We start from the raw sequence: 20448 nt of genomic DNA on the forward strand, positions 1-20448 counted from the left end.
CTCCTCTAATTTATCTGTCCGGGCTCGGGAGTTTACAAAGTCGCTGGCAGTTGTTAACAACGCTGAAACGCTTGCTGTCCGGAGCTCAGGGGCAAAATCGCTTCCGGCAGTGTAATAAAAAAAGCCCCGCGGGTGAATCCACGCGGAGCTTAAAAGTATAAAAATTGTGCCACTAGCTGTGTTAGATCATGTTACCGGTAAAATAACACCTTCGGGCTAGAGGATTATCTTACTCAAACTCGTTCCAGGAGCGGCCATCACGGGTGATCATCGCCACGGAGGCGACAGGTCCCCAGGTGCCCGCCTGATACGGTTTTGGTGGATCCTGATCGGCAGCCCAGGCTTCGGTGATGGAGTCGACCCATTTCCACGCCTCTTCCACTTCGTCGCGACGCACAAACAGCGCCTGGATACCGCGCATGGTTTCCAGCAGCAGGCGCTCGTAAGCATCCGCCAGGTGCGTTTGATTGAAGGTCTCGGAGTAGCTCAGATCCAGTTTGGTGGTCTGCAGGTTATGTTTGTGATCCAGTCCCGGCACTTTGTTCAGGATCTGGATATCCACACCTTCATCCGGCTGCAGACGGATAGTCAGTTTGTTCTGCGGCAGCTCCTGCCACGACTCTTTGAACAGGTTCAACTCAGGGTTTTTGAAGTAAACGACAACTTCAGAGCATTTGGCTGGCAGACGTTTACCGGTACGCAGGTAGAACGGCACACCCGCCCAACGCCAGTCATCGATATCCACGCGGATCGCCACGAACGTCTCAGTGTTGCTGGACTTGTTCGCGCCCTCTTCTTCCAGATAACCAGGGACTTTTTTGCCCTGCGCAAAGCCGGATGTGTACTGACCACGCACCGTCTTCTCGCGCACGTTAGAACGGTCGATACGACGCAGTGACTTCAGCACTTTCACCTTCGCGTCGCGGATGCTGTCAGCGGTCAGGTCTGATGGCGGAGACATGGCAATCATGCAGAGTACCTGCAGCAGGTGGTTCTGGATCATGTCACGCATCTGACCGGCCTGGTCAAAGTAACCCCAGCGGCCTTCGATACCCACCTCTTCGGCCACGGTGATTTCCACGTGGTCGATGGTGCGGTTGTCCCAGTTGTTCACAAACAGGGAGTTGGCAAAACGCAGCGCCAGCAGGTTCAGTACCGTCTCTTTGCCCAGATAGTGGTCGATGCGGTAGACCTGGCACTCTTCGAAGTATTCGCCCACCTGGTCGTTGATTTCGCGGGAGGTTGACAGCGAGGTACCCAGCGGTTTTTCCATTACCACACGCGCAGGTTTGGCGTTCAGATTCGCTTCGCCCAGACCTTTACAGATGGCACCGAAGGTGCTTGGAGGCATGGCGAAATAGTTAATGGTGACCCGGTTTTTCTGATCCAGCATCTCACCCAGACGGGTAAACGCGCTCACGTCGTTCACATCCAGATTGCAGAAATCGAGACGTCCGCTCAGGGTATCCCACAAACTTTCATCAATTTTCTCTTTCATGAAAGTTTCGAGCGCTTCACGCACGACTTTGGTGTATGCGTCCTTGTCCCAGTCGGCGCGCCCTACACCCAGGATACGGGTATCCGGATGAAGTTGGCCCGCTTTCTCCAGTTGATACAGGGAAGGCAGCAATTTTCGGCGTGCAAGATCGCCTTTCGCGCCGAAAATGACCAGGTCACATGCCTGGGCTGTTTGCGTTACCGCCATGTCATTCTCCTCAGTTGGATCACCTGGTGCTTCTGCCAGGTATCGTTGTAATTTTATTACAATGCACTGTACTGCTTTTACGTCATTCCCGAAACCATTAGCGCTTAACGTCGCGTGCGATACGGCGATTTTTCACCCTTAAGAGGATTACGCTGGCCTGATGACGCAACAAGCGTCGATTCTTTGCGCAACACGGTCACAGTAAAACCCGACACCGATCAAGTAATGAAAAAAAACAACAACATTATCTTGTCGACTGTTACCCTTTATGGAAGCCACGAGGGTAATATCGGCTAAATCGAATCTCAATTTCATCTATGGATGAAATCGTTTACACCCATGAGCGTCCTGTTAACATGAACATGCTGGAAAAAATCCAGTTTCAACTGGAACACCTTAGCAAATCCGAGCGAAAAGTGGCTGAAGTTATTCTCGCCTCGCCTGCTCAGGCGATTCATTCAAGCATCGCCGCTCTGGCACAGGATGCAGGCGTCAGCGAGCCGACGGTGAATCGGTTCTGCCGGAGCCTGGAAACGCGTGGCTTTCCTGATTTTAAACTGCATCTGGCACAAAGTCTGGCAAATGGTACGCCCTATGTTAATCGCAATGTGGATGAAGACGACAGCGTTGATGCATACACGGCGAAAATATTTGAATCGGCCATGGCCACGCTTGACCACGTGCGTCAGTCGCTGGATATGAGTTCCGTTAACCGGGCGGTCGATTTACTGACCCAGGCCAAGCGAATTGCATTCTTCGGACTCGGTTCGTCGGCGGCCGTGGCGCATGACGCCATGAATAAATTCTTCCGCTTTAACGTCCCGGTCATTTATTCCGATGACATCGTGTTGCAACGCATGAGCTGTATGAATTGTAGCGAGGATGACGTGGTGGTCCTGATTTCCCATACCGGGCGCACTAAAAGTCAGGTTGAGCTGGCGCAGCTGGCGCGTGAAAACGATGCCATGGTTATCGCCCTCACGACGGCAGGCACGCCGCTGGCAAGAGAAGCCACGCTCGCCATCACTCTGGACGTTCCGGAAGATACGGATATCTATATGCCAATGGTCTCCCGTCTGGCGCAGCTGACGGTGATTGACGTCCTGGCAACCGGTTTTACCTTACGCCGCGGCGCTAAATTCAGAGATAACTTGAAGCGTGTCAAGGAAGCGCTCAAGGAATCGCGTTTTGATAAAGAATTGCTTATAAAGAGCGATGTTCCCTGATAGTAGATAGATAACTAAGACGTAACGAATAATTACGATGTAACGATTTACGGCATTCGGTCCCCTCGCGGTTGCTTTGCAGCAGATGAAGGCCGATTCAATCTTCACGCAACACCAAAGTTGTTTCAGTCAACGGAGTATTACATGTCCAGAAGGCTTCGCAGAACCAAGATCGTCACCACCTTAGGCCCGGCCACCGATCGCGATAATAACCTCGAAAAGATTATCGCCGCGGGTGCCAACGTGGTGCGTATGAACTTCTCTCACGGTACGCCAGAAGACCATAAATTACGTGCCGACAAAGTGCGTGAGATCGCGGCTAAACTGGGCCGCCATGTTGCTATCCTCGGTGACCTGCAGGGTCCAAAAATTCGTGTCTCGACCTTCAAAGAAGGCAAAGTTTTCCTCAATATCGGCGATAAATTCCTGCTTGATGCCAACCTGGGTAAAGGTGAAGGCGATAAAGAGAAAGTGGGTATCGACTATAAAGGTCTGCCGGCTGACGTTGTGCCTGGCGATATCCTGCTGCTCGACGACGGTCGTGTTCAGCTGAAAGTGCTGGAAGTTCAGGGGATGAAGGTGTTCACCGAAGTCACCGTCGGCGGCCCACTCTCTAACAACAAAGGCATTAACAAGCTCGGCGGTGGCCTGTCTGCCGAAGCGCTGACCGATAAAGACAAAGCGGATATCGTTACCGCGGCGCTGATCGGCGTGGACTATCTGGCTGTCTCCTTCCCGCGCTGCGGCGAAGACCTGAACTATGCCCGTCGTCTGGCGCGTGATGCCGGCTGCGACGCGAAAATTGTGGCAAAAGTTGAACGTGCGGAAGCCGTTTGCGATCAGGATGCCATGGACGACGTGATTCTGGCGTCTGACGTGGTGATGGTTGCCCGTGGCGATCTGGGTGTGGAAATTGGCGACCCGGAACTGGTCGGCATCCAGAAAGCGCTGATCCGTCGCGCGCGTCAGTTGAACCGCGCGGTGATCACCGCAACCCAGATGATGGAATCCATGATCACCAACCCAATGCCGACCCGTGCAGAGGTGATGGACGTGGCTAACGCCGTGCTGGACGGTACCGATGCGGTCATGCTCTCCGCTGAAACCGCAGCCGGTCAGTACCCGGCAGAGACCGTTGCCGCGATGGCGCGCGTCTGTCTGGGCGCGGAGAAGATCCCAAGCATCAACGTCTCTAAACACCGTCTGGACGTGCAGTTCGACAACGTGGAAGAAGCGATTGCGATGTCCGCCATGTATGCGGCTAACCATCTGAAGGGCGTCACGGCGATCATCACCATGACCGAATCGGGCCGTACCGCGCTGATGACGTCCCGTATCAGCTCCGGTCTGCCGATCTTCGCGATGTCCCGCCACGAGCGCACGCTGAACCTGACGGCGCTGTACCGCGGCGTAACCCCGGTTTACTTCGACAGCACCAATGACGGTGTGGCAGCGGCGCACGATGCCGTTAATCTGCTGCGCGACAAAGGCTACCTGGTATCCGGTGATATTGTCATCGTGACCCAGGGTGATGTCATGAGCACCATCGGCTCAACCAACACCACCCGCGTATTAACCGTCGAATAATAAACAGATGTTTCCCTCTCCCCCACGGGGAGAGGGTCAGCGTGAGGGGTTTTATTTCTTTGGGTAAAGTTCTTTGCGCTGATACGGCTCTTTCTCGCCAGGCTTACGCGTTTTGAGCAGCTTCAGGATCCACGTGTATTGCTCAAGATGCGGTCCCACCAACACCTCCACCTCTTCATTCATGCGACGCGCGATGGTGTTATCGTCCGCGGTCAGTAAGTCGTCCATCGGCGGGCGAACCTCAATGCTCAGACGGTGCGTGTTGCCATCGTAGACCGGGAACAGCGGAATAACCCGGGCGCGGCAGACTTTCATCAGACGGCCAATCGCCGGAAGCGTCGCCTTGTAGGTGGCAAAGAAATCGACAAACTCGCTGTGCTCAGGACCGTGATCCTGATCAGGCAGATAGTATCCCCAGTACCCCTGTCGCACGGACTGAATAAACGGCTTGATACCATCGTTACGGGCGTGCAGGCGTCCACCAAAACGACGACGCACGGTGTTCCAGACGAAATCAAAGACTTTATTACCCTGGTTATGGAACATGGCCGCCATCTTCTGGCCCTGAGATGCCATCAGCATGGCCGGAATATCCACTCCCCAGCCGTGCGGAACGAGAAAAATCACTTTTTCATCGTTGCGGCGCATCTCGTCAATGATCTCCAGCCCTTTCCAGTCAACACGCTTAAGGATCTTTTCTGGCCCTTTTAGCGCCAGCTCTGCCATCATCGCCATGGCCTGTGGCGCGGTGGTATACATGTCATCAATAATCGCTTCGCGCTCGGCATCGCTCTTTTCCGGGAAGCAGTAGTAGAGATTGATTTGCGCGCGACGGCGGGCACTTTTGCCCATTCGTCCTGCAAGACGGCCAATTTTCCCCAGAACGGGATCGCGCACAGAGGCAGGTAACATGGCAATGCCAGCAAACGCGTAAACGCCAAGCCAGGCGCCCCAGTTACGCGGGTGGCGAAAGGATTTTTCAAACTCAGGAATGAACTCAATATTGTTTTTTTTGGTTTCCATGCTGGTTCCAGGGTCTGGTGACGCAAAATATAATGACGATAGTGTAGCGAGGCAGCGCCCCACGCACAAAAGAAAAAGCCGGCGCTTACTGACGCCGGCTTTAGACAAAACGGAAGGGTTTAGTCGAAACGCAGTTGCGGCACAACCTCTTTCACCTGCGCCAGGTAATCTTTACGATCTTTACCCGTCAGCCCTTCGGTGCGCGGCAGTTTCGCCGTCAGCGGGTTTACCGCCTGCTGGTTGATCCACACTTCATAATGCAGGTGTGGCCCCGTAGAACGCCCGGTATTGCCTGAGAGGGCGATACGGTCGCCACGTTTCACTTTCTGGCCTGGTTTCACCAGCAGCTTGCGCAGGTGCATATAGCGGGTGGTATAAGTGCGACCATGACGGACCGCAACATAGTACCCGGCCGCCCCGCTGCGTTTGGCGACAACCACTTCACCATCTCCCACCGCCAGCACCGGTGTGCCCTGCGGCATGGCGAAGTCCACGCCACGGTGCGGCGCCACGCGCCCGGTGACCGGGTTCAGACGACGCGGGTTAAAGTTGGATGAGATGCGGAACTGTTTCGCCGTTGGGAAGCGCAGGAAGCCTTTCGCAAGCCCGGTACCGCTGCGGTCATAGAATTTGCCGTCTTCAGCGCGAATGGCGTAGTAATCTTTACCATCAGAGCGCAAACGTACACCCACCAGTTGGCTCTGCTCACGCTTGCCGTCCAGCATTTCGCGGGACATCAGTACGGAGAACTCATCACCTTTTTTCAGCTTACGGAAATCCATCTGCCACTGCATGGCTTTGATAACCGAGCTGATTTCAGCGCTGGTCAGGCCCGCATCACGCGCGCTGGAGACAAAGCTTGCGCCTACGGTCCCTTTCATCACGCTGTTAACCCAGTCGCCCTTCTGCAACTCGCTGGTCATCTTGAAACCGTTTGCAGTGCGGTCGTAGGTGCGCGTTTCGCGACGGGACATTTCCCAGGTCAGGCGCTGCAGATCGCCCTCTGGCGTTAACGTCCACGAGAGCTGCTGGCCAATTTTCAGGTTACGCAGGTCTTTATCTGCGGCAGCCAGCTGGCTGATATTCCCCATGTCAATGCCGTACTGGTTCAGTACGCTGCTCAGCGTATCGCCAGTGGAGACCACATATTCATGGATCCCGGCTTCATTCTCGGTTTTATCGTCCAGCTCATCCTGCGGAATGGCTTCATCTTCCTGAGCCGCCTGGTCGATAGGCTCACTGGCCTCCGGCAGCAGAGAACGGATTTCGTTCTTCTCAAGCTCGATGGTTTTGATGATAGGGGCAGAACTCGGGTGGTAAACATAGGGCCGCCAGACGGCGACCGCTAAGGTGAGAACTGTAAGCGACCCCAGCATAACGCGATGGGGTCGGGGCAGATTGTTAAATGCCAGGGCGACAGAGCGGGCTATCTGTTGCACGTATTCACTTCCTCGTTAATCTCCTTTCAGGCAGCTCGCATACTGGTTCGCCAGTTGAGTGAGGAACTGCGAATAGCTCGCTTTACTCAACTGGATGTTCGTTCCTAGCGGGTCAAGGGTTCCCATGCGCACGGATGTTCCCCTGGCCACGGCTTCTACGACCGCTGGCCTGAACTGTGGCTCAGCAAAAACGCAGGACGCTTTTTGCTCAACCAACTGTGTTCTGATCTCATGTAAACGCTGCGCACCAGGCTGAATTTCAGGGTTGACGGTAAAATGCCCACGCGGGGTCAGGCCGTAGTGTTTTTCGTAATAGCCATAGGCGTCATGAAAAACGAAATACCCTTTTCCTTTCAGCGGTGCCAGCTCGTTACCCACCTGCTTATCGGTTGCGGCTAATTGTGCCTCAAAATCTTTCAGGTTGGCGTCTAGTTTGGCTCGACTTTGCGGCATAAGTTCCACTAATTTGTCATGGATTGCAACCGCCGAAAGCCGCGCTATCTCTGGGGAGAGCCAAAGATGCATATTGTACTCGCCGTGATGGTGATCCCCGTCACCTTTTTCATCATGAGCATGATGACCTTCGTGTTCGTCACCGTCGTCGTCACTCCCCTTCATGAGCAACGGTTTCACGCCAGAAAGTTCGGCAATGGTGACCTTTTTCGTGTCCGCGATCTGGTTCGCAGACTTCTGCATGAAGGCTTCCATCTCCGGCCCAATCCAGACAACTAAGTCCGCGTTTTGTAAGCGTTTTACATCTGATGGACGCAGGGAATAATCATGCTCAGAGGCCCCATCGGGCAGCAGAACCTGGGTTTCCGTCACCCCATCTGCAATGGCCGATGCAATGAATCCCAGCGGTTTGAGCGAAGCGACAACGGCAGCGTTAACATCTTGTGCTGTTGTGCCCCAAAGGGCAGCGGATAATGCTGCGAAAAGAAGCGTATTTTTATGTAACATAATGCGACTAATCATCGTAATGAATGCGTGGAATGTGATATTATAACATTCGTTGACTTCTGCAAGCTTAAATTGACATGACAACTTTGGTTTCTCTTGAAAATGTTTCGGTCTCTTTCGGTCAGCGCCGCGTCCTTTCTGACGTGTCGCTGGATCTGAAGCCCGGTAAAATTCTGACGCTGCTCGGTCCGAACGGCGCGGGTAAATCCACCCTTGTGCGCGTGGTGCTGGGTCTGGTAGCCCCTGATGAAGGTGTCATCAAGCGTGAAGAAAAATTGCGTATCGGCTACGTGCCGCAAAAATTACATCTTGATGCCACGCTGCCGCTGACCGTCAGCCGCTTCCTGCGCCTGCGCCCTGGTACGCGTAAAGCCGATATTCTTCCGGCGCTGAAACGTGTCCAGGCGGGCCACCTGGTGGACGCGCCACTGCAAAAACTGTCCGGCGGGGAAACCCAGCGCGTGTTACTTGCCCGGGCGCTGCTCAGCAGCCCCCAGCTGCTGGTACTGGATGAGCCAACGCAGGGTGTGGACGTCAATGGTCAGGTCGCGCTTTACGATTTAATTGACCAGCTGCGCCACGAACTGAACTGCGCGGTGCTGATGGTCTCCCACGACCTGCATCTGGTGATGGCAAAAACCGACGAAGTGCTCTGTCTGAACCATCATATCTGCTGTTCCGGCACGCCTGAAGTGGTGTCAATGCACCCCGAATTTATCTCTATGTTTGGCCCTCGCGGGGCTGAACAACTGGGTATTTATCGCCACCATCATAACCACCGCCATGATTTACAGGGACGAATTGTCCTGCGCCGGGGAAATGGACACTCATGATTGAACTGTTACTGCCCGGCTGGCTGGCCGGGATTATGCTCGCCTGCGCCGCGGGTCCGCTTGGCTCGTTTGTGGTCTGGCGCAGAATGTCCTATTTCGGCGATACCCTGGCCCATGCTTCACTGCTGGGCGTGGCCTTTGGTTTGCTGCTGGACGTCAACCCGTTCTATGCGGTGATTGTCGTTACGCTGCTCCTCGCCGCCGGTCTGGTCTGGCTGGAAAAACGCCCTCACCTCGCCATTGATACCCTGCTCGGCATTATGGCGCACAGCGCACTGTCGCTGGGCCTGGTGGTAGTGAGCCTGATGTCCAATATCCGCGTTGACCTGATGGCCTACCTGTTTGGCGACCTGCTCGCCGTGACGCCTGAAGATCTCATTGCTATTGCCATTGGCGTGGTGGTGGTGCTGGGTATTCTGCTGTGGCAGTGGCGTAATTTGCTGGCGATGACCGTCAGCCCGGATCTGGCGTTTGTTGACGGCGTGAAGTTGCAGCGGGTGAAACTGCTGCTAATGCTGGTGACAGCGTTAACCATCGGCGTGGCGATGAAGTTCGTCGGTGCGCTGATTATTACGTCGCTGCTGATTATTCCTGCGGCCACCGCGCGTCGTTTTGCCCGTACGCCGGAGCAGATGGCAGGCGTGGCGGTGATTATCGGGATGATTGCGGTAACGGGCGGGTTAACCTTCTCGGCGTTCTATGACACGCCTGCGGGGCCGTCAGTGGTGCTGTGTGCGGCGGTGCTGTTTATTTTCAGTATGATGAAGAAGACCGCTAGTTGATATCGAGGGCGCTGATGCCCTCACCCTAACCCTCTCCCCGTGGGAGAGGGAATTAAGCATTACGGCATTGCCGGTGGCGTGATACCAAAATGATTCCACGCCCGCACCGTGGCCATACGCCCACGCGGGGTACGTTGCAGGAAGCCTTGTTGGATCAGATACGGTTCGAGTACATCTTCAATTGTCTCGCGCTCTTCCCCGATTGCCGCCGCCAGGTTATCCAGCCCGACCGGCCCGCCAAAGAATTTGTCCAGTACCGCCAGCAGCAGCTTGCGGTCCATGTAGTCAAAACCCTCAGCATCGACATTCAGCATATCCAGCGCCTGAGCAGCAATTTCGGCAGAAATAGAACCATCGTGCTTCACTTCTGCAAAGTCACGGACGCGGCGCAGCAGGCGGTTAGCGATACGCGGTGTTCCGCGCGAACGCTTCGCCACTTCAAATGCCCCCTCTTCGCTCATATCCAGCCCCATATAGCGGGCACTGCGGCCCACGATATGCTGGAGGTCGGCGACCTGATAGAACTCGAGGCGCTGCACAATACCAAAGCGGTCGCGCAGTGGAGAGGTTAACGACCCGGCACGGGTGGTGGCGCCAATCAGGGTAAACGGCGGCAGATCGATTTTGATCGAACGCGCGGCAGGGCCTTCGCCGATCATGATATCCAGCTGGTAGTCTTCCATTGCCGGATAGAGAACCTCTTCCACCACCGGTGACAGGCGGTGGATCTCATCGATAAACAGCACGTCGTGCGGTTCAAGATTGGTCAGCATCGCCGCCAGATCGCCTGCTTTTTCCAGCACCGGGCCAGACGTGGTACGCAGGTTCACGCCCATTTCATTGGCAACGATATTCGCCAGGGTGGTTTTCCCCAAACCCGGAGGACCGAAAATCAGCAGGTGATCGAGCGCATCGCCGCGCAGCTTTGCCGCCTGGATGAAGATCTCCATCTGGGAACGCACCTGCGGCTGGCCAATATACTCATCAAGCAACTTCGGACGGATCGCACGATCCACCACGTCCTCTGCCTGAATAGTGCCTGCCGATACCAGGCGATCTGCTTCAATCATCCTTTACCTCACAATGCAGCGCGCAGCGCTTCACGAATCAGAGTTTCACTGCTGGCATCCGGTTTGGCAATTTTGCTCACCATTCGGCTGGCCTCCTGAGGTTTATAGCCCAGCGCCACCAGCGCGGCAACCGCTTCCTGCTCGGCATCATCATCCGACACAGGCGCACCCGGCGAAGTCAGCACCAGATCGGCAGCAGGGGTAAAGAGATCGCCATGCAGACCTTTAAAGCGGTCTTTCATCTCAACAATCAGGCGCTCTGCCGTTTTCTTACCAATGCCCGGAAGCTTAATCAGCGCGGCAGGATCTTCGCGCTCAACGGCATTCACGAACTGCTGGGCGGACATACCGGAGAGAATGGCCAGCGCCAGCTTCGGCCCGACGCCGTTGGTTTTAATCAGCTCGCGGAACAGGGTGCGTTCCTGTTTGTTGTTGAAGCCATAGAGCAGTTGAGCATCTTCACGCACCACAAACTGGGTAAAGACAATCGCCTCTTTGCCCGCGTCCGGCAGCTCGTAGAAGCAGGTCATTGGCATATGGACTTCATAGCCCACGCCGCCCACTTCCAGCAGCACTAACGGGGGTTGTTTTTCAATGATGATGCCTCTGAGTCTGCCTATCACGTGACGCTCCTGCGTTCTGGAAAATTATTGATTTGCGACATAATAAAAAAAGGCTGGATAAACATCCAGCCTGATTTCTCATTATCGTAACCTGCCTCGCGCCAGATTGAGCCGCGACTCGCTCATTTGCATCGCGTTCTGGCTGACATGACAGTGGGTGATCGCAATTGCCAGCGCATCGGCGGCATCGGCCTGCGGGTTCGCGGGGAGCTTCAACAGGGTACGCACCATGTGCTGCACCTGGCTTTTCTCCGCGCTACCAATTCCGACCACCGTCTGCTTGACCTGTCTTGCCGCGTATTCAAATACCGGAAGATCCTGGTTCACGGCAGCAACAATTGCCACGCCCCGCGCCTGACCGAGCTTTAACGCCGAATCGGCGTTTTTCGCCATGAAGACCTGCTCGATGGCGAAATAGTCAGGCTGAAACTGGGTGATAATCTCCGTCACGCCCGCATAAATGAGCTTCAGTCGCGACGGCAGATCTTCAACTTTGGTGCGAATACAGCCACTGCCAAGGTAGGTTAACTGGCGTCCAACCTGACGGATAACGCCGTAACCGGTGACGCGTGAGCCGGGGTCAATCCCAAGGATAATCGACATCACGCGTCTCCCGTAAACGGTTTAAACGCTCTCATCAGAGAGTCGCTGCAACCTCATCAGAGATCTCACCGTTGTGATACACTTCCTGCACGTCGTCGCAGTCTTCAAGCATGTCGATCAGACGCAGCAGTTTTGGTGCCGTTTCAGCATCCATATCCGCTTTGGTGGACGGGATCATGGAGACTTCAGCGTTGTCGGCTTTCAGGCCCGCCGCTTCCAGCGCATCACGTACTGCGCCCATCTCTTCCCACGCGGTGTAGACATCGATAGCGCCATCGTCGAAGGTCACTACGTCTTCCGCACCCGCTTCCAGCGCCGCTTCCATGATGACATCTTCGTCGCCTTTCTCGAAGGAGATGACGCCTTTTTTGCTGAACAGGTACGCTACAGAACCGTCAGTCCCCAGGTTCCCCCCGGTTTTGGTGAACGCATGGCGCACTTCTGCAACGGTACGGTTACGGTTGTCGGACAGACATTCAACCATTACCGCGGTGCCGCCAGGACCGTAACCTTCATAAATGATGGTTTCCATGTTCGTGTCTTCATCACCGCCCACGCCACGAGCGATAGCACGGTTCAGGGTGTCACGCGTCATGTTGTTGGACAGCGCTTTATCTACTGCCGCACGCAGACGTGGGTTAGACGCCGGATCGCCGCCGCCCAGACGCGCCGCTGTCACCAGCTCGCGAATGATTTTGGTAAAGATCTTACCGCGCTTGGCATCCTGTGCCGCTTTGCGGTGTTTGGTGTTGGCCCACTTACTATGACCTGCCATAAAAAGTTCTCCAAAAATCGCGCCTTTTCAGGCTGCGTTAATTACAAATTCTTCAATCGCCTGCCGGTTGCTCCACGATTTGGTCAGTGCGGCGGCATCCGCCGCATCCACCCAGCGGTAGGTCAGATGTTCAGTGAACACGATCTCCCGTTCGTGAGGGAGCGCGAGACAGAACCACGATTCCGTGTTGCGCTCGATACCCGGTGCATAGCGATGACGTAAATGGCTAAAAATTTCGAACTCCACCGTGCGCTGACAGTCCTTCAGGGTCAGTTGCTCGCAAGCAACGTCAATGGTGACCTCTTCCTTTACTTCACGCGCGGCGGCCTGCGGCGCGGTTTCGCCCTCTTCCAGACTGCCGGTAACCGACTGCCAGAATTCAGGGTCATCGCGCCGCTGCAACATCAGCACCCGCTTCGTGTCCTGAGCGTAAATTACAACTAAGACAGAAACGGGACGCTTATATGCCATATCAGTTTTTCTCTTCCTTTTTCACCACGTCGATACCCAGCTCAGCCAGTGCGGCCGGGTTAGCGAAGCTTGGCGCTTCGGTCATCAGACACGCCGCTGCGGTGGTTTTCGGGAAGGCGATAACGTCACGGATGTTGTCGGTGCCGGTCAGCAGCATAGTCAGACGGTCGAGACCGAATGCCAGGCCTGCGTGAGGCGGCGTACCGTACTTCAGCGCATCCAGCAGGAAGCCGAACTTCTCGCGCTGTTCCTGTTCGTTGATGCCCAGAATGCCGAACACCGTCTGCTGCATCTCACCGCTGTGAATACGCACGGAGCCGCCGCCCACTTCATAGCCGTTGATAACCATATCGTAGGCGTTCGCGACTGCCTCTTCCGGTGCCGCTTTCAGCTCTGCCGCCGTCATGTCTTTTGGCGAAGTGAACGGGTGGTGCATGGCAGTCAGGCCGCCTTCACCGTCGTCTTCAAACATCGGGAAGTCGATAACCCACAACGGCGCCCATTTGCTCTCGTCGGTGAGGTTCAGATCTTTGCCCAGTTTCAGACGCAGCGCGCCCATTGCATCGGCAACAATTTTCTTGTTGTCAGCGCCGAAGAAGATCATGTCGCCATCCTGTGCGCCGGTGCGCTCAAGGATCGCTTCTACAATCTCCGCGTTCAGGAACTTCGCCACCGGGCTGGTGATACCTTCCAGACCTTTCGCACGCTCGGTTACTTTAATATAGGCCAGACCTTTCGCGCCGTAGATCTTGATGAAGTTGCCGTAGTCGTCAATCTGCTTACGGCTAAGCGCTGCACCGCCCGGTACACGCAGGGCTGCTACGCGACCTTTCGGATCGTTAGCCGGGCCGGCAAACACCGCAAACTCAACGGATTTCACCAGGTCAGCAACGTCCACCAGCTCCATAGGGTTACGCAGGTCTGGTTTGTCGGAGCCGTAACGACGCTCGGCTTCGGCGAAGGTCATAATGGGGAAGTCGCCCAGCTCCACGCCCTTCACGTCATTCCACAGGCTGCGCACCAGCGCTTCCATCACTTCACGCACCTGCTCAGCGGTCATGAAGGAGGTTTCCACATCGATCTGGGTAAATTCTGGCTGACGGTCAGCGCGCAGGTCTTCGTCACGGAAGCATTTTACGATCTGATAGTAGCGATCGAAGCCGGACATCATCAGCAGCTGTTTAAACAGCTGTGGAGACTGCGGCAGCGCGTAGAATTTGCCTTTATGAACGCGGGATGGCACCAGGTAATCGCGCGCGCCTTCCGGCGTGGCTTTGGTCAGCATCGGGGTTTCGATATCGAGGAAACCGTGGTCATCCATAAAGCGACGCACCAGGCTGGTGATTTTCGCACGGGTTTTCAGGCGCTGTGCCATCTCCGGGCGACGCAGATCCAGGTAGCGGTATTTCAGACGCGCTTCTTCAGTGTTGACGTGGTTGGAGTCCAGCGGCAGCGCTTCAGCACGGTTGATGATCGTCAGATCGGAGGCCAGCACTTCAATGGCACCGGTCGCCATATCTGCGTTGACGTTTTTCTCGTCACGCGCACGTACGGTGCCGGTGACCTGAATGCAGAACTCATTACGCAGCTCAGAAGCCAGCTTCAACGCGTCCGCGCGATCCGGATCGAAGAACACCTGAACGATACCTTCGCGGTCGCGCATATCGATGAAGATAAGGCTACCAAGATCACGACGACGGTTGACCCAACCACACAGGGTCACCTGCTGTCCGACGTGGGACTGACGCAGCTGCCCGCAATATTCTGTACGCATGAGATATCCCTTAATTAGCCGCAGGCTAAATGTCGCCTGGTATGCAGGCTACTATGTCGCAGCTTTCTGTATGTCACAACTGGATGAAAAAAGGCGGCTATTATACTGGAAATTCCGCCGGACGATAAGAGCGAAGCACGGCCAGACGCACGTTTGCTGCGCTCTTATTGCGCATTCTCACAAAAATTAACAAAATTATCCGACCGATAACAGGCCATAACGTCGTAAGGTGTAACGGAAGCGATTCATTTAACTGGAGTTACCATGCTGACACTTGATGCCCGCAAAACCGCCCTGGTGGTGATTGATCTACAGGAAGGGATCCTTCCCTTTGCCGGCGGCCCGCACACCGCTGATGATGTCGTCAGCCGTGCCGCCCGTCTGGCGGAAAAATGCCGCGCCAGCGGCGCACCGGTTGTCATGGTGCGCGTTGGCTGGTCGACCGATTTTGCCGAAGCGTTAAAACAGCCGGTTGACGCCCAGGCGCCCGCGCACGCCCTGCCGGACAACTGGTGGACGTATCCGGTCTCGCTCGGTAAACGCGACAGCGATATCGAGGTGACCAAACGCCAGTGGGGCGCCTTCTATGGCACCGACCTGGAGCTGCAGCTGCGCCGCCGCGGTATCGACACCATTATCCTGTGCGGGATCTCCACCAACATTGGCGTGGAATCCACCGCCCGTAACGCCTGGGAGTTGGGCTTTAACCTGGTGATTGCCGAAGACGCATGTAGCGCGGCTTCTGCGGAACAACACCAGGGCAGCATGACCCATATTTTCCCGCGCATCGGTCGCGTGCGCAGCACGGATGAGATTTTAAGCGCGTTATGATGTACGTGGGCCTGCCCCAGTGGTCGCACCCGAAATGGGTGCGCCTTGGCATAACCAGCCTTGAAGAGTACGCCCGGCACTTTAACTGCGTGGAGGGCAACACCACGCTGTATGCCCTTCCCCGGGCAGAGATTGTTGAGCGCTGGCGGGATCAAACCACGGATGATTTCCGCTTCTGCTTTAAATTTCCGGCAACCATCTCCCATAACGCCGCCCTGCGTAACTGCGGTGATTTAACCGAAGAGTTTTTTGGCCGAATGTCGCCACTGGCAAACCGTATCGGCCAGTACTGGCTGCAGCTTCCCGCCACCTTTGGTCCGCGCGATCTGCCCGCGCTCTGGCCATTCCTTGATGGCCTGCCCCGGGACTTTACCTACGGCGTTGAAGTGAGACATCCTGAATTTTTTGCCAAAGGCGAGGTGGAGAAAGCACTCAACCGGGGATTGCATGAGCGCTCAGTCAACCGCGTCATCCTTGACAGTCGTCCTGTTCACAGCGCAATTGCGCATAACGAAGCCATTATTGATGCCCAGCGCAAGAAGCCCAAAGTCCCGGTCCACGCTATCGTAACCGCGCACAATCCGATGGTCCGGTTTATCGGCAGCGACAATATGCAGCAAAATCAGGAGATGTTCGCCGTCTGGCTGCACACGTTAGCGAAATGGGAACAGACCACCACGCCGTATCTCTTTTTACATACGCCGGATATCGCCCAGGCCCCCGAACTGGTCGATACGCTCTGGCAGGCCCTGCAAACCGCGGTTCCGTCGCTCGGCAGCGCGCCGTCCATCCCACAACAATCTTCTCTTTTCTGAGATCACGCCATATCATAGAGACGCCATCTGCCAAAACACAGGGAGTTTGTATGGTCAGCGCGTTGTATGCGGTGCTAGGTGCATTACTGCTGATTAAATTTTCATTTGATGTTGTGCGACTCAGAATGCAGTACCGCGTCTCATACGGCGACGGGGGGTTTTCCGAACTGCAAAGCGCTATCCGTATCCACGGCAACGCGGTTGAGTACATTCCGGTGGCACTCATTTTGCTGCTGTTTATGGAGATGAATGGCGCCGAAACCTGGATGGTACACATTTGTGGCCTGCTGCTGATTGCGGGTCGGTTAATGCATTATTACGGCTTTCACCACCGCTTATTCCGCTGGCGTCGTTCCGGCATGAGCGCGACATGGTGCTCGCTTTTGCTGATGGTGCTGGCTAACCTTTGGTATATGCCGTGGGAGTTGGTTTTCTCCTTCCGTTAGCGCACAATACGCCACTTTATTTTTCCCGGATTTTTACGTTATGTCAGATCGCGACACGCTTTTTTCCGCGCCTATCGCCAGCCTGGGCGACTGGACCTTCGATGAACGGGTAGCCGAAGTCTTCCCGGATATGATCCAGCGCTCTGTTCCCGGTTATTCCAATATTATCTCCATGATCGGCATGCTGGCTGAGCGCTTCGTTCAACCCGGCACGCTGGTGTATGACCTGGGCTGCTCGCTCGGCGCGGCAACGTTGTCGGTACGTCGTAACGTTCATCACGAAGGCTGTAAAATCATTGCCGTCGATAACTCCCCGGCGATGGTTGAACGCTGCCGCCGTCATATTGATGCCTGGAAAGCGGCAACTCCGGTCGAGGTCGTTGAAGGCGACATTCGTGATATCGAAATCCACAACGCCTCGATGGTCGTGCTGAATTTTACCCTGCAGTTCCTGGTGCCCGATGACCGCCAGCGGCTGCTGGACAAAATTTATCAGGGCCTTAACCCCGGTGGCGCGCTGGTGCTGTCTGAGAAATTCAGCTTTGAAGACGCGACCGTCGGCGAACTGCTGTTCAACATGCACCACGATTTCAAACGTGCAAACGGCTACAGCGAGCTGGAGATTAGCCAGAAACGCAGCATGCTGGAAAACGTGATGCTGACGGACTCCGTGGAAACCCATAAAGCGCGTCTGCGCCAGGCAGGCTTTGAGCACAGCGAACTGTGGTTCCAGTGCTTTAACTTTGGCTCCCTGGTGGCGCTGAAAGCTGAGGACGCGGCATGATTGAGTTCGGTAACTTCTATCAGCTGATTGCAAAAAACCATCTCTCCCACTGGCTGGAGACGCTGCCTGCGCAGATTGCCACCTGGCAGCGCGATCAGCAGCATGGGCTGTTGAAGCAGTGGTCAAATGCGGTGGAGTTTCTGCCGGAGCTGACGCCTCACCGTCTGGATCTGCTGCACAGCGTCACGGCCGAAAGCGCAGAGCCGCTGCCCGCAGGGCAGATTAATCGCATCGAAACGCTGATGCGTAACCTGATGCCGTGGCGCAAAGGACCGTTTTCGCTCTACGGGGTGAATATCAATACTGAATGGCGCTCCGACTGGAAATGGGATCGCGTGCTGCCGCACCTCTCCGACCTGGCCGGGCGTACCATTCTGGACGTCGGCTGCGGTAGCGGTTATCACATGTGGCGGATGATTGGCGCGGGCGCGCATTTAGCCGTTGGCATCGACCCGATGCAGCTGTTCCTGTGCCAGTTCGAAGCCGTGCGTAAGCTGCTGGGTAACGACCAGCGCGCGCATTTGCTGCCGCTGGGCATTGAGCAACTGCCCGCGCTGAAAGCGTTTGATACCGTCTTCTCCATGGGCGTGCTTTACCACCGCCGTTCCCCACTGGAGCATTTATGGCAGCTGAAAGATCAGCTGGTCAGCGGCGGTGAACTGGTGCTGGAAACGCTGGTGGTCGAAGGCGATGAAAATACCGTTCTGGTTCCCGGCGATCGTTACGCGCAAATGCGCAACGTCTACTTCATTCCTTCCGCGCTGGCGCTGAAAAACTGGCTGGAGAAGTGCGGATTTGTGGATGTGCGCATCGCCGACGTCTGCGTGACCTCCATCGAGGAGCAACGCCGCACGGAGTGGATGGTGACCGAATCGCTGGAGCAGTTCCTTGACCCAACCGACCACAGCAAAACCGTTGAAGGCTATCCGGCGCCAATGCGTGCGGTGTTGATTGCCACGAAGCCGTAGCCTTTTAGCCGGGTGGCGGCTGCGCCTTACCCGGCCTGGTCATCGCAGGTTTGCTCCAAAATATTTCAAGTTGCAGCAAGGCGGCAACGCAGCGAATCCCCAGGAGCTTACATCAGTAAGTGACTGGGGGGAGCGAGGCAGCCAACGCAGCTGCGGCTTGAAATATGAAGGAGAAAAAAAGGCCCCTGTGTAATTGGCAGGGGCCTGGTACAAGCAAGCATCATATTGGGCGACATGATGCGCGGTAAAAATCGGTACGTTGCTACACGTGATGACGTTCAATCAGCGATTTCATTTCCGCAACCGACTCTCCATCTACACCGTAGCGTGAGTACTCATCCGCTTCAGCATCCGTCGACATAGACAACCCTGTATTGCGATAACGCATGGGCGACGGTATCCATTTCCCGGCAGAGCTGTGCAGCTCTTCCACCCCGGCGTTTAAAAACAGTTCCAGATTGCTGGCACGGACTCCCGCACCCGCCATTATTATTGGAACACCGGAATGTGCTTTTAGTTCCGTAATTAATTGCAGTCCTTTTTCAGCCGACGACTGCTGGCCCGATGTCAGCACACGCGCCACGCCAAGTTCCGCAAGGGTATCAAAGGCTTGCAATGGGTTTTTACACATATCGAACGCGCGATGAAATGTTACCGCCATCCCCTTTGCGGCCGCCATTACCTGGCGCATCCGCGGTACATCGACGTTACCTTCTTCATTGAGCAGTCCCGTCACCAGCCCCGGAAAACCCAGATCGCGAACAAGGGCGATATCGTCAAGCATGGCATTGAACTCGCCTGCCGTGTAACAAAAATCACCGCCCCGAGGACGAATGATAGGGTGTACCGGAACGGTGACAGCCTGACGGGCAGACTTCAACACACCGTACGAGGGCGTTAACCCCCCTTCTTTCGGTGCCGCGCACAGTTCAATGCGGTCAGCCCCCCGCTGTTGCGCCGTCACGGCACACTCCACGCTGTAACAGCAAATCTCCAGCAGCGCCATCCACTCCTCCTTAATTTCGCGTAATGCACCATCATGACACGCCGCTCCCGGTCGGTCTTCGCGTGTCGTCACAACGCTTACTCTTCGCTGGCAACAATCTGTTCTATCGTCCAGGGGTGGAACTTCACCGTCACCTGTCCGTCAGTCACGGCCAGCGTAGGGTTCGGTAAACGCTCGCGCTCGCCTTTTGGTGAACTCGTTTTCACAAAGATACCCGGCTTGGTCAACCCCTCATCAGACAGCAGCGCCAGCGCGCGCGCATTCAGCGTGTCGGGCTCGCCTGGCAGCACGATTTCGATGTGCTCCCAGCCTTCATGCGGGTAACGTTTTTCTCCCGGCCACGGCAGCTCAACAACGCTAAATTGCCAGTGCGCTACGCAGACCGGCTCATGCAGTTTAAACAGACAGATAGGACGGCCGTTGATGATGTTCTCAGAGAGCAGTTCCCCGCACTGTTCAAACCCGCGACGCCAGCGCTCGGCGGTGGCGTTCTGATGACAGCGCAAGGAGATGTGATCGGCCTCAAGCGGTGCGATGTCCAGACCAAGACGGGTGGCAAGTTCTGTGAACGCCTGGGTGAAGCGCGGTAAATCTGCGGAAATATCATGCAGTTCGTCAATGGATTGCCAGTTCGCCATAAGTCAGTCTCTTATCGTGTCGCAAAGCCGCTAATTTACTCTGTTGCCCCCTTTTGACCAACCGCGGAATGACGCTTTTTATGACTGCA

The 20448-nt window shown here is 55.6% G+C and carries 21 protein-coding genes; 9 read left to right on the plus strand and 12 right to left on the minus strand.

What is annotated here, in order from left to right:
• Positions 1–229: 229 nt before the first annotated feature.
• A complete protein-coding gene (zwf, locus tag ACQG2G_RS13180) occupies positions 230–1705 on the minus strand; it encodes a glucose-6-phosphate dehydrogenase (RefSeq protein WP_014832396.1) in 1476 nt (491 codons plus the stop codon).
• A gap of 356 nt (positions 1706–2061) precedes the next feature.
• Here zwf and ACQG2G_RS13185 point away from each other — a divergent pair, with 356 nt between their 5' ends.
• Entirely contained in the window at positions 2062–2931 is an 870-nt protein-coding gene (locus ACQG2G_RS13185) for a MurR/RpiR family transcriptional regulator (protein WP_029882312.1), read from the plus strand.
• A gap of 144 nt (positions 2932–3075) precedes the next feature.
• The gene (gene pyk / locus ACQG2G_RS13190; protein WP_013096092.1) at positions 3076–4518 is read left to right on the plus strand and encodes a pyruvate kinase; all 1443 of its coding nucleotides are present in this window, start codon (positions 3076–3078) and stop codon (positions 4516–4518) included.
• Between the two features lie 51 nt (positions 4519–4569).
• Here pyk and lpxM read toward each other — a convergent pair whose 3' ends face one another.
• The 3 genes from lpxM to znuA all read right to left on the minus strand — a co-directional run bounded on the left by lpxM (position 4570) and on the right by znuA (position 7940).
• A complete protein-coding gene (lpxM, locus tag ACQG2G_RS13195) occupies positions 4570–5541 on the minus strand; it encodes a lauroyl-Kdo(2)-lipid IV(A) myristoyltransferase (RefSeq protein WP_023620452.1) in 972 nt (323 codons plus the stop codon).
• A 119-nt stretch (positions 5542–5660) separates the two neighbouring features.
• Entirely contained in the window at positions 5661–6980 is a 1320-nt protein-coding gene (mepM, locus tag ACQG2G_RS13200; RefSeq protein WP_013096090.1) for a murein DD-endopeptidase MepM, read from the minus strand.
• A 15-nt stretch (positions 6981–6995) separates the two neighbouring features.
• On the minus strand, positions 6996–7940 hold the full coding sequence (gene znuA / locus ACQG2G_RS13205; RefSeq protein WP_013096089.1) for a zinc ABC transporter substrate-binding protein ZnuA: 945 nt from the start codon (positions 7938–7940) through the stop codon (positions 6996–6998).
• Positions 7941–8017: 77 nt separating this feature from the next.
• Between znuA and znuC the strand changes: the two genes are divergently transcribed.
• Together znuC and znuB are read left to right on the plus strand one after the other, a co-directional pair.
• Positions 8018–8773, plus strand: coding sequence for a zinc ABC transporter ATP-binding protein ZnuC (gene znuC / locus ACQG2G_RS13210; protein WP_014832401.1), 756 nt, complete (start codon positions 8018–8020; stop codon positions 8771–8773).
• Positions 8770–9555, plus strand: coding sequence for a zinc ABC transporter permease subunit ZnuB (znuB, locus tag ACQG2G_RS13215; RefSeq protein WP_013096087.1), 786 nt, complete (start codon positions 8770–8772; stop codon positions 9553–9555). The genes znuC and znuB overlap by 4 nt, the downstream gene beginning before the upstream one ends.
• 59 nt (positions 9556–9614) lie before the next feature.
• Here the strand turns inward: znuB and ruvB are convergent, their stop codons facing one another.
• The 6 genes from ruvB to aspS form a co-directional block, all read right to left on the minus strand.
• On the minus strand, positions 9615–10625 hold the full coding sequence (ruvB, locus tag ACQG2G_RS13220) for a Holliday junction branch migration DNA helicase RuvB (RefSeq protein ID WP_020687650.1): 1011 nt from the start codon (positions 10623–10625) through the stop codon (positions 9615–9617).
• Between the two features lie 8 nt (positions 10626–10633).
• Positions 10634–11248: a Holliday junction branch migration protein RuvA gene (gene ruvA, locus ACQG2G_RS13225; protein WP_020687649.1), complete on the minus strand. Its 615-nt coding sequence runs from the start codon at positions 11246–11248 to the stop codon at positions 10634–10636.
• 81 nt (positions 11249–11329) lie between these two features.
• Entirely contained in the window at positions 11330–11851 is a 522-nt protein-coding gene (gene ruvC / locus ACQG2G_RS13230; protein ID WP_013096083.1) for a crossover junction endodeoxyribonuclease RuvC, read from the minus strand.
• A 34-nt stretch (positions 11852–11885) separates the two neighbouring features.
• The gene (locus ACQG2G_RS13235) at positions 11886–12626 is read right to left on the minus strand and encodes a YebC/PmpR family DNA-binding transcriptional regulator (protein WP_013096082.1); all 741 of its coding nucleotides are present in this window, start codon (positions 12624–12626) and stop codon (positions 11886–11888) included.
• Between the two features lie 27 nt (positions 12627–12653).
• Positions 12654–13097, minus strand: a complete 444-nt coding sequence (nudB, locus tag ACQG2G_RS13240) for a dihydroneopterin triphosphate diphosphatase (protein ID WP_023620451.1) — start codon at positions 13095–13097, stop codon at positions 12654–12656.
• Position 13098: 1 nt separating this feature from the next.
• Positions 13099–14871, minus strand: a complete 1773-nt coding sequence (gene aspS / locus ACQG2G_RS13245) for an aspartate--tRNA ligase (RefSeq protein ID WP_013096080.1) — start codon at positions 14869–14871, stop codon at positions 13099–13101.
• 264 nt (positions 14872–15135) lie between these two features.
• Between aspS and ACQG2G_RS13250 the strand changes: the two genes are divergently transcribed.
• Genes ACQG2G_RS13250 through cmoB form a run of 5 tightly spaced genes read left to right on the plus strand, consistent with a single transcriptional unit; the run spans position 15136 to position 18715 of the window.
• Entirely contained in the window at positions 15136–15702 is a 567-nt protein-coding gene (locus ACQG2G_RS13250; protein WP_045292479.1) for a hydrolase, read from the plus strand.
• Entirely contained in the window at positions 15699–16517 is an 819-nt protein-coding gene (locus ACQG2G_RS13255; RefSeq protein ID WP_013096078.1) for a DUF72 domain-containing protein, read from the plus strand. Before ACQG2G_RS13250 ends, ACQG2G_RS13255 begins: the two co-directional genes overlap by 4 nt.
• A 50-nt stretch (positions 16518–16567) precedes the next feature.
• Entirely contained in the window at positions 16568–16963 is a 396-nt protein-coding gene (locus ACQG2G_RS13260) for an MAPEG family protein (RefSeq protein WP_013096077.1), read from the plus strand.
• A 40-nt stretch (positions 16964–17003) separates the two neighbouring features.
• Positions 17004–17747 carry a carboxy-S-adenosyl-L-methionine synthase CmoA gene (gene cmoA / locus ACQG2G_RS13265; RefSeq protein WP_045292481.1) on the plus strand — a complete coding sequence of 248 codons (744 nt, stop codon included), beginning with the start codon at positions 17004–17006 and terminating at the stop codon, positions 17745–17747.
• Positions 17744–18715 (plus strand): tRNA 5-methoxyuridine(34)/uridine 5-oxyacetic acid(34) synthase CmoB, encoded by a 972-nt coding sequence (gene cmoB / locus ACQG2G_RS13270; protein ID WP_061772746.1) that lies wholly within the window; start codon positions 17744–17746, stop codon positions 18713–18715. Before cmoA ends, cmoB begins: the two co-directional genes overlap by 4 nt.
• Before the next feature lie 262 nt (positions 18716–18977).
• On the opposite strand, the gene cutC is transcribed toward cmoB, so the two are convergent.
• Together cutC and ACQG2G_RS13280 are read right to left on the minus strand one after the other, a co-directional pair.
• A complete protein-coding gene (cutC, locus tag ACQG2G_RS13275) occupies positions 18978–19721 on the minus strand; it encodes a copper homeostasis protein CutC (protein WP_029882316.1) in 744 nt (247 codons plus the stop codon).
• Between the two features lie 77 nt (positions 19722–19798).
• Positions 19799–20359, minus strand: coding sequence for a VOC family protein (locus ACQG2G_RS13280; RefSeq protein ID WP_061771653.1), 561 nt, complete (start codon positions 20357–20359; stop codon positions 19799–19801).
• Positions 20360–20448: the final 89 nt, after the last annotated feature.

Origin of the sequence: Enterobacter cloacae complex sp. 382A5, assembly GCF_050031095.1 — a bacterium.
Classification (GTDB): Bacteria; Pseudomonadota; Gammaproteobacteria; order Enterobacterales; family Enterobacteriaceae; genus Enterobacter; species Enterobacter cloacae.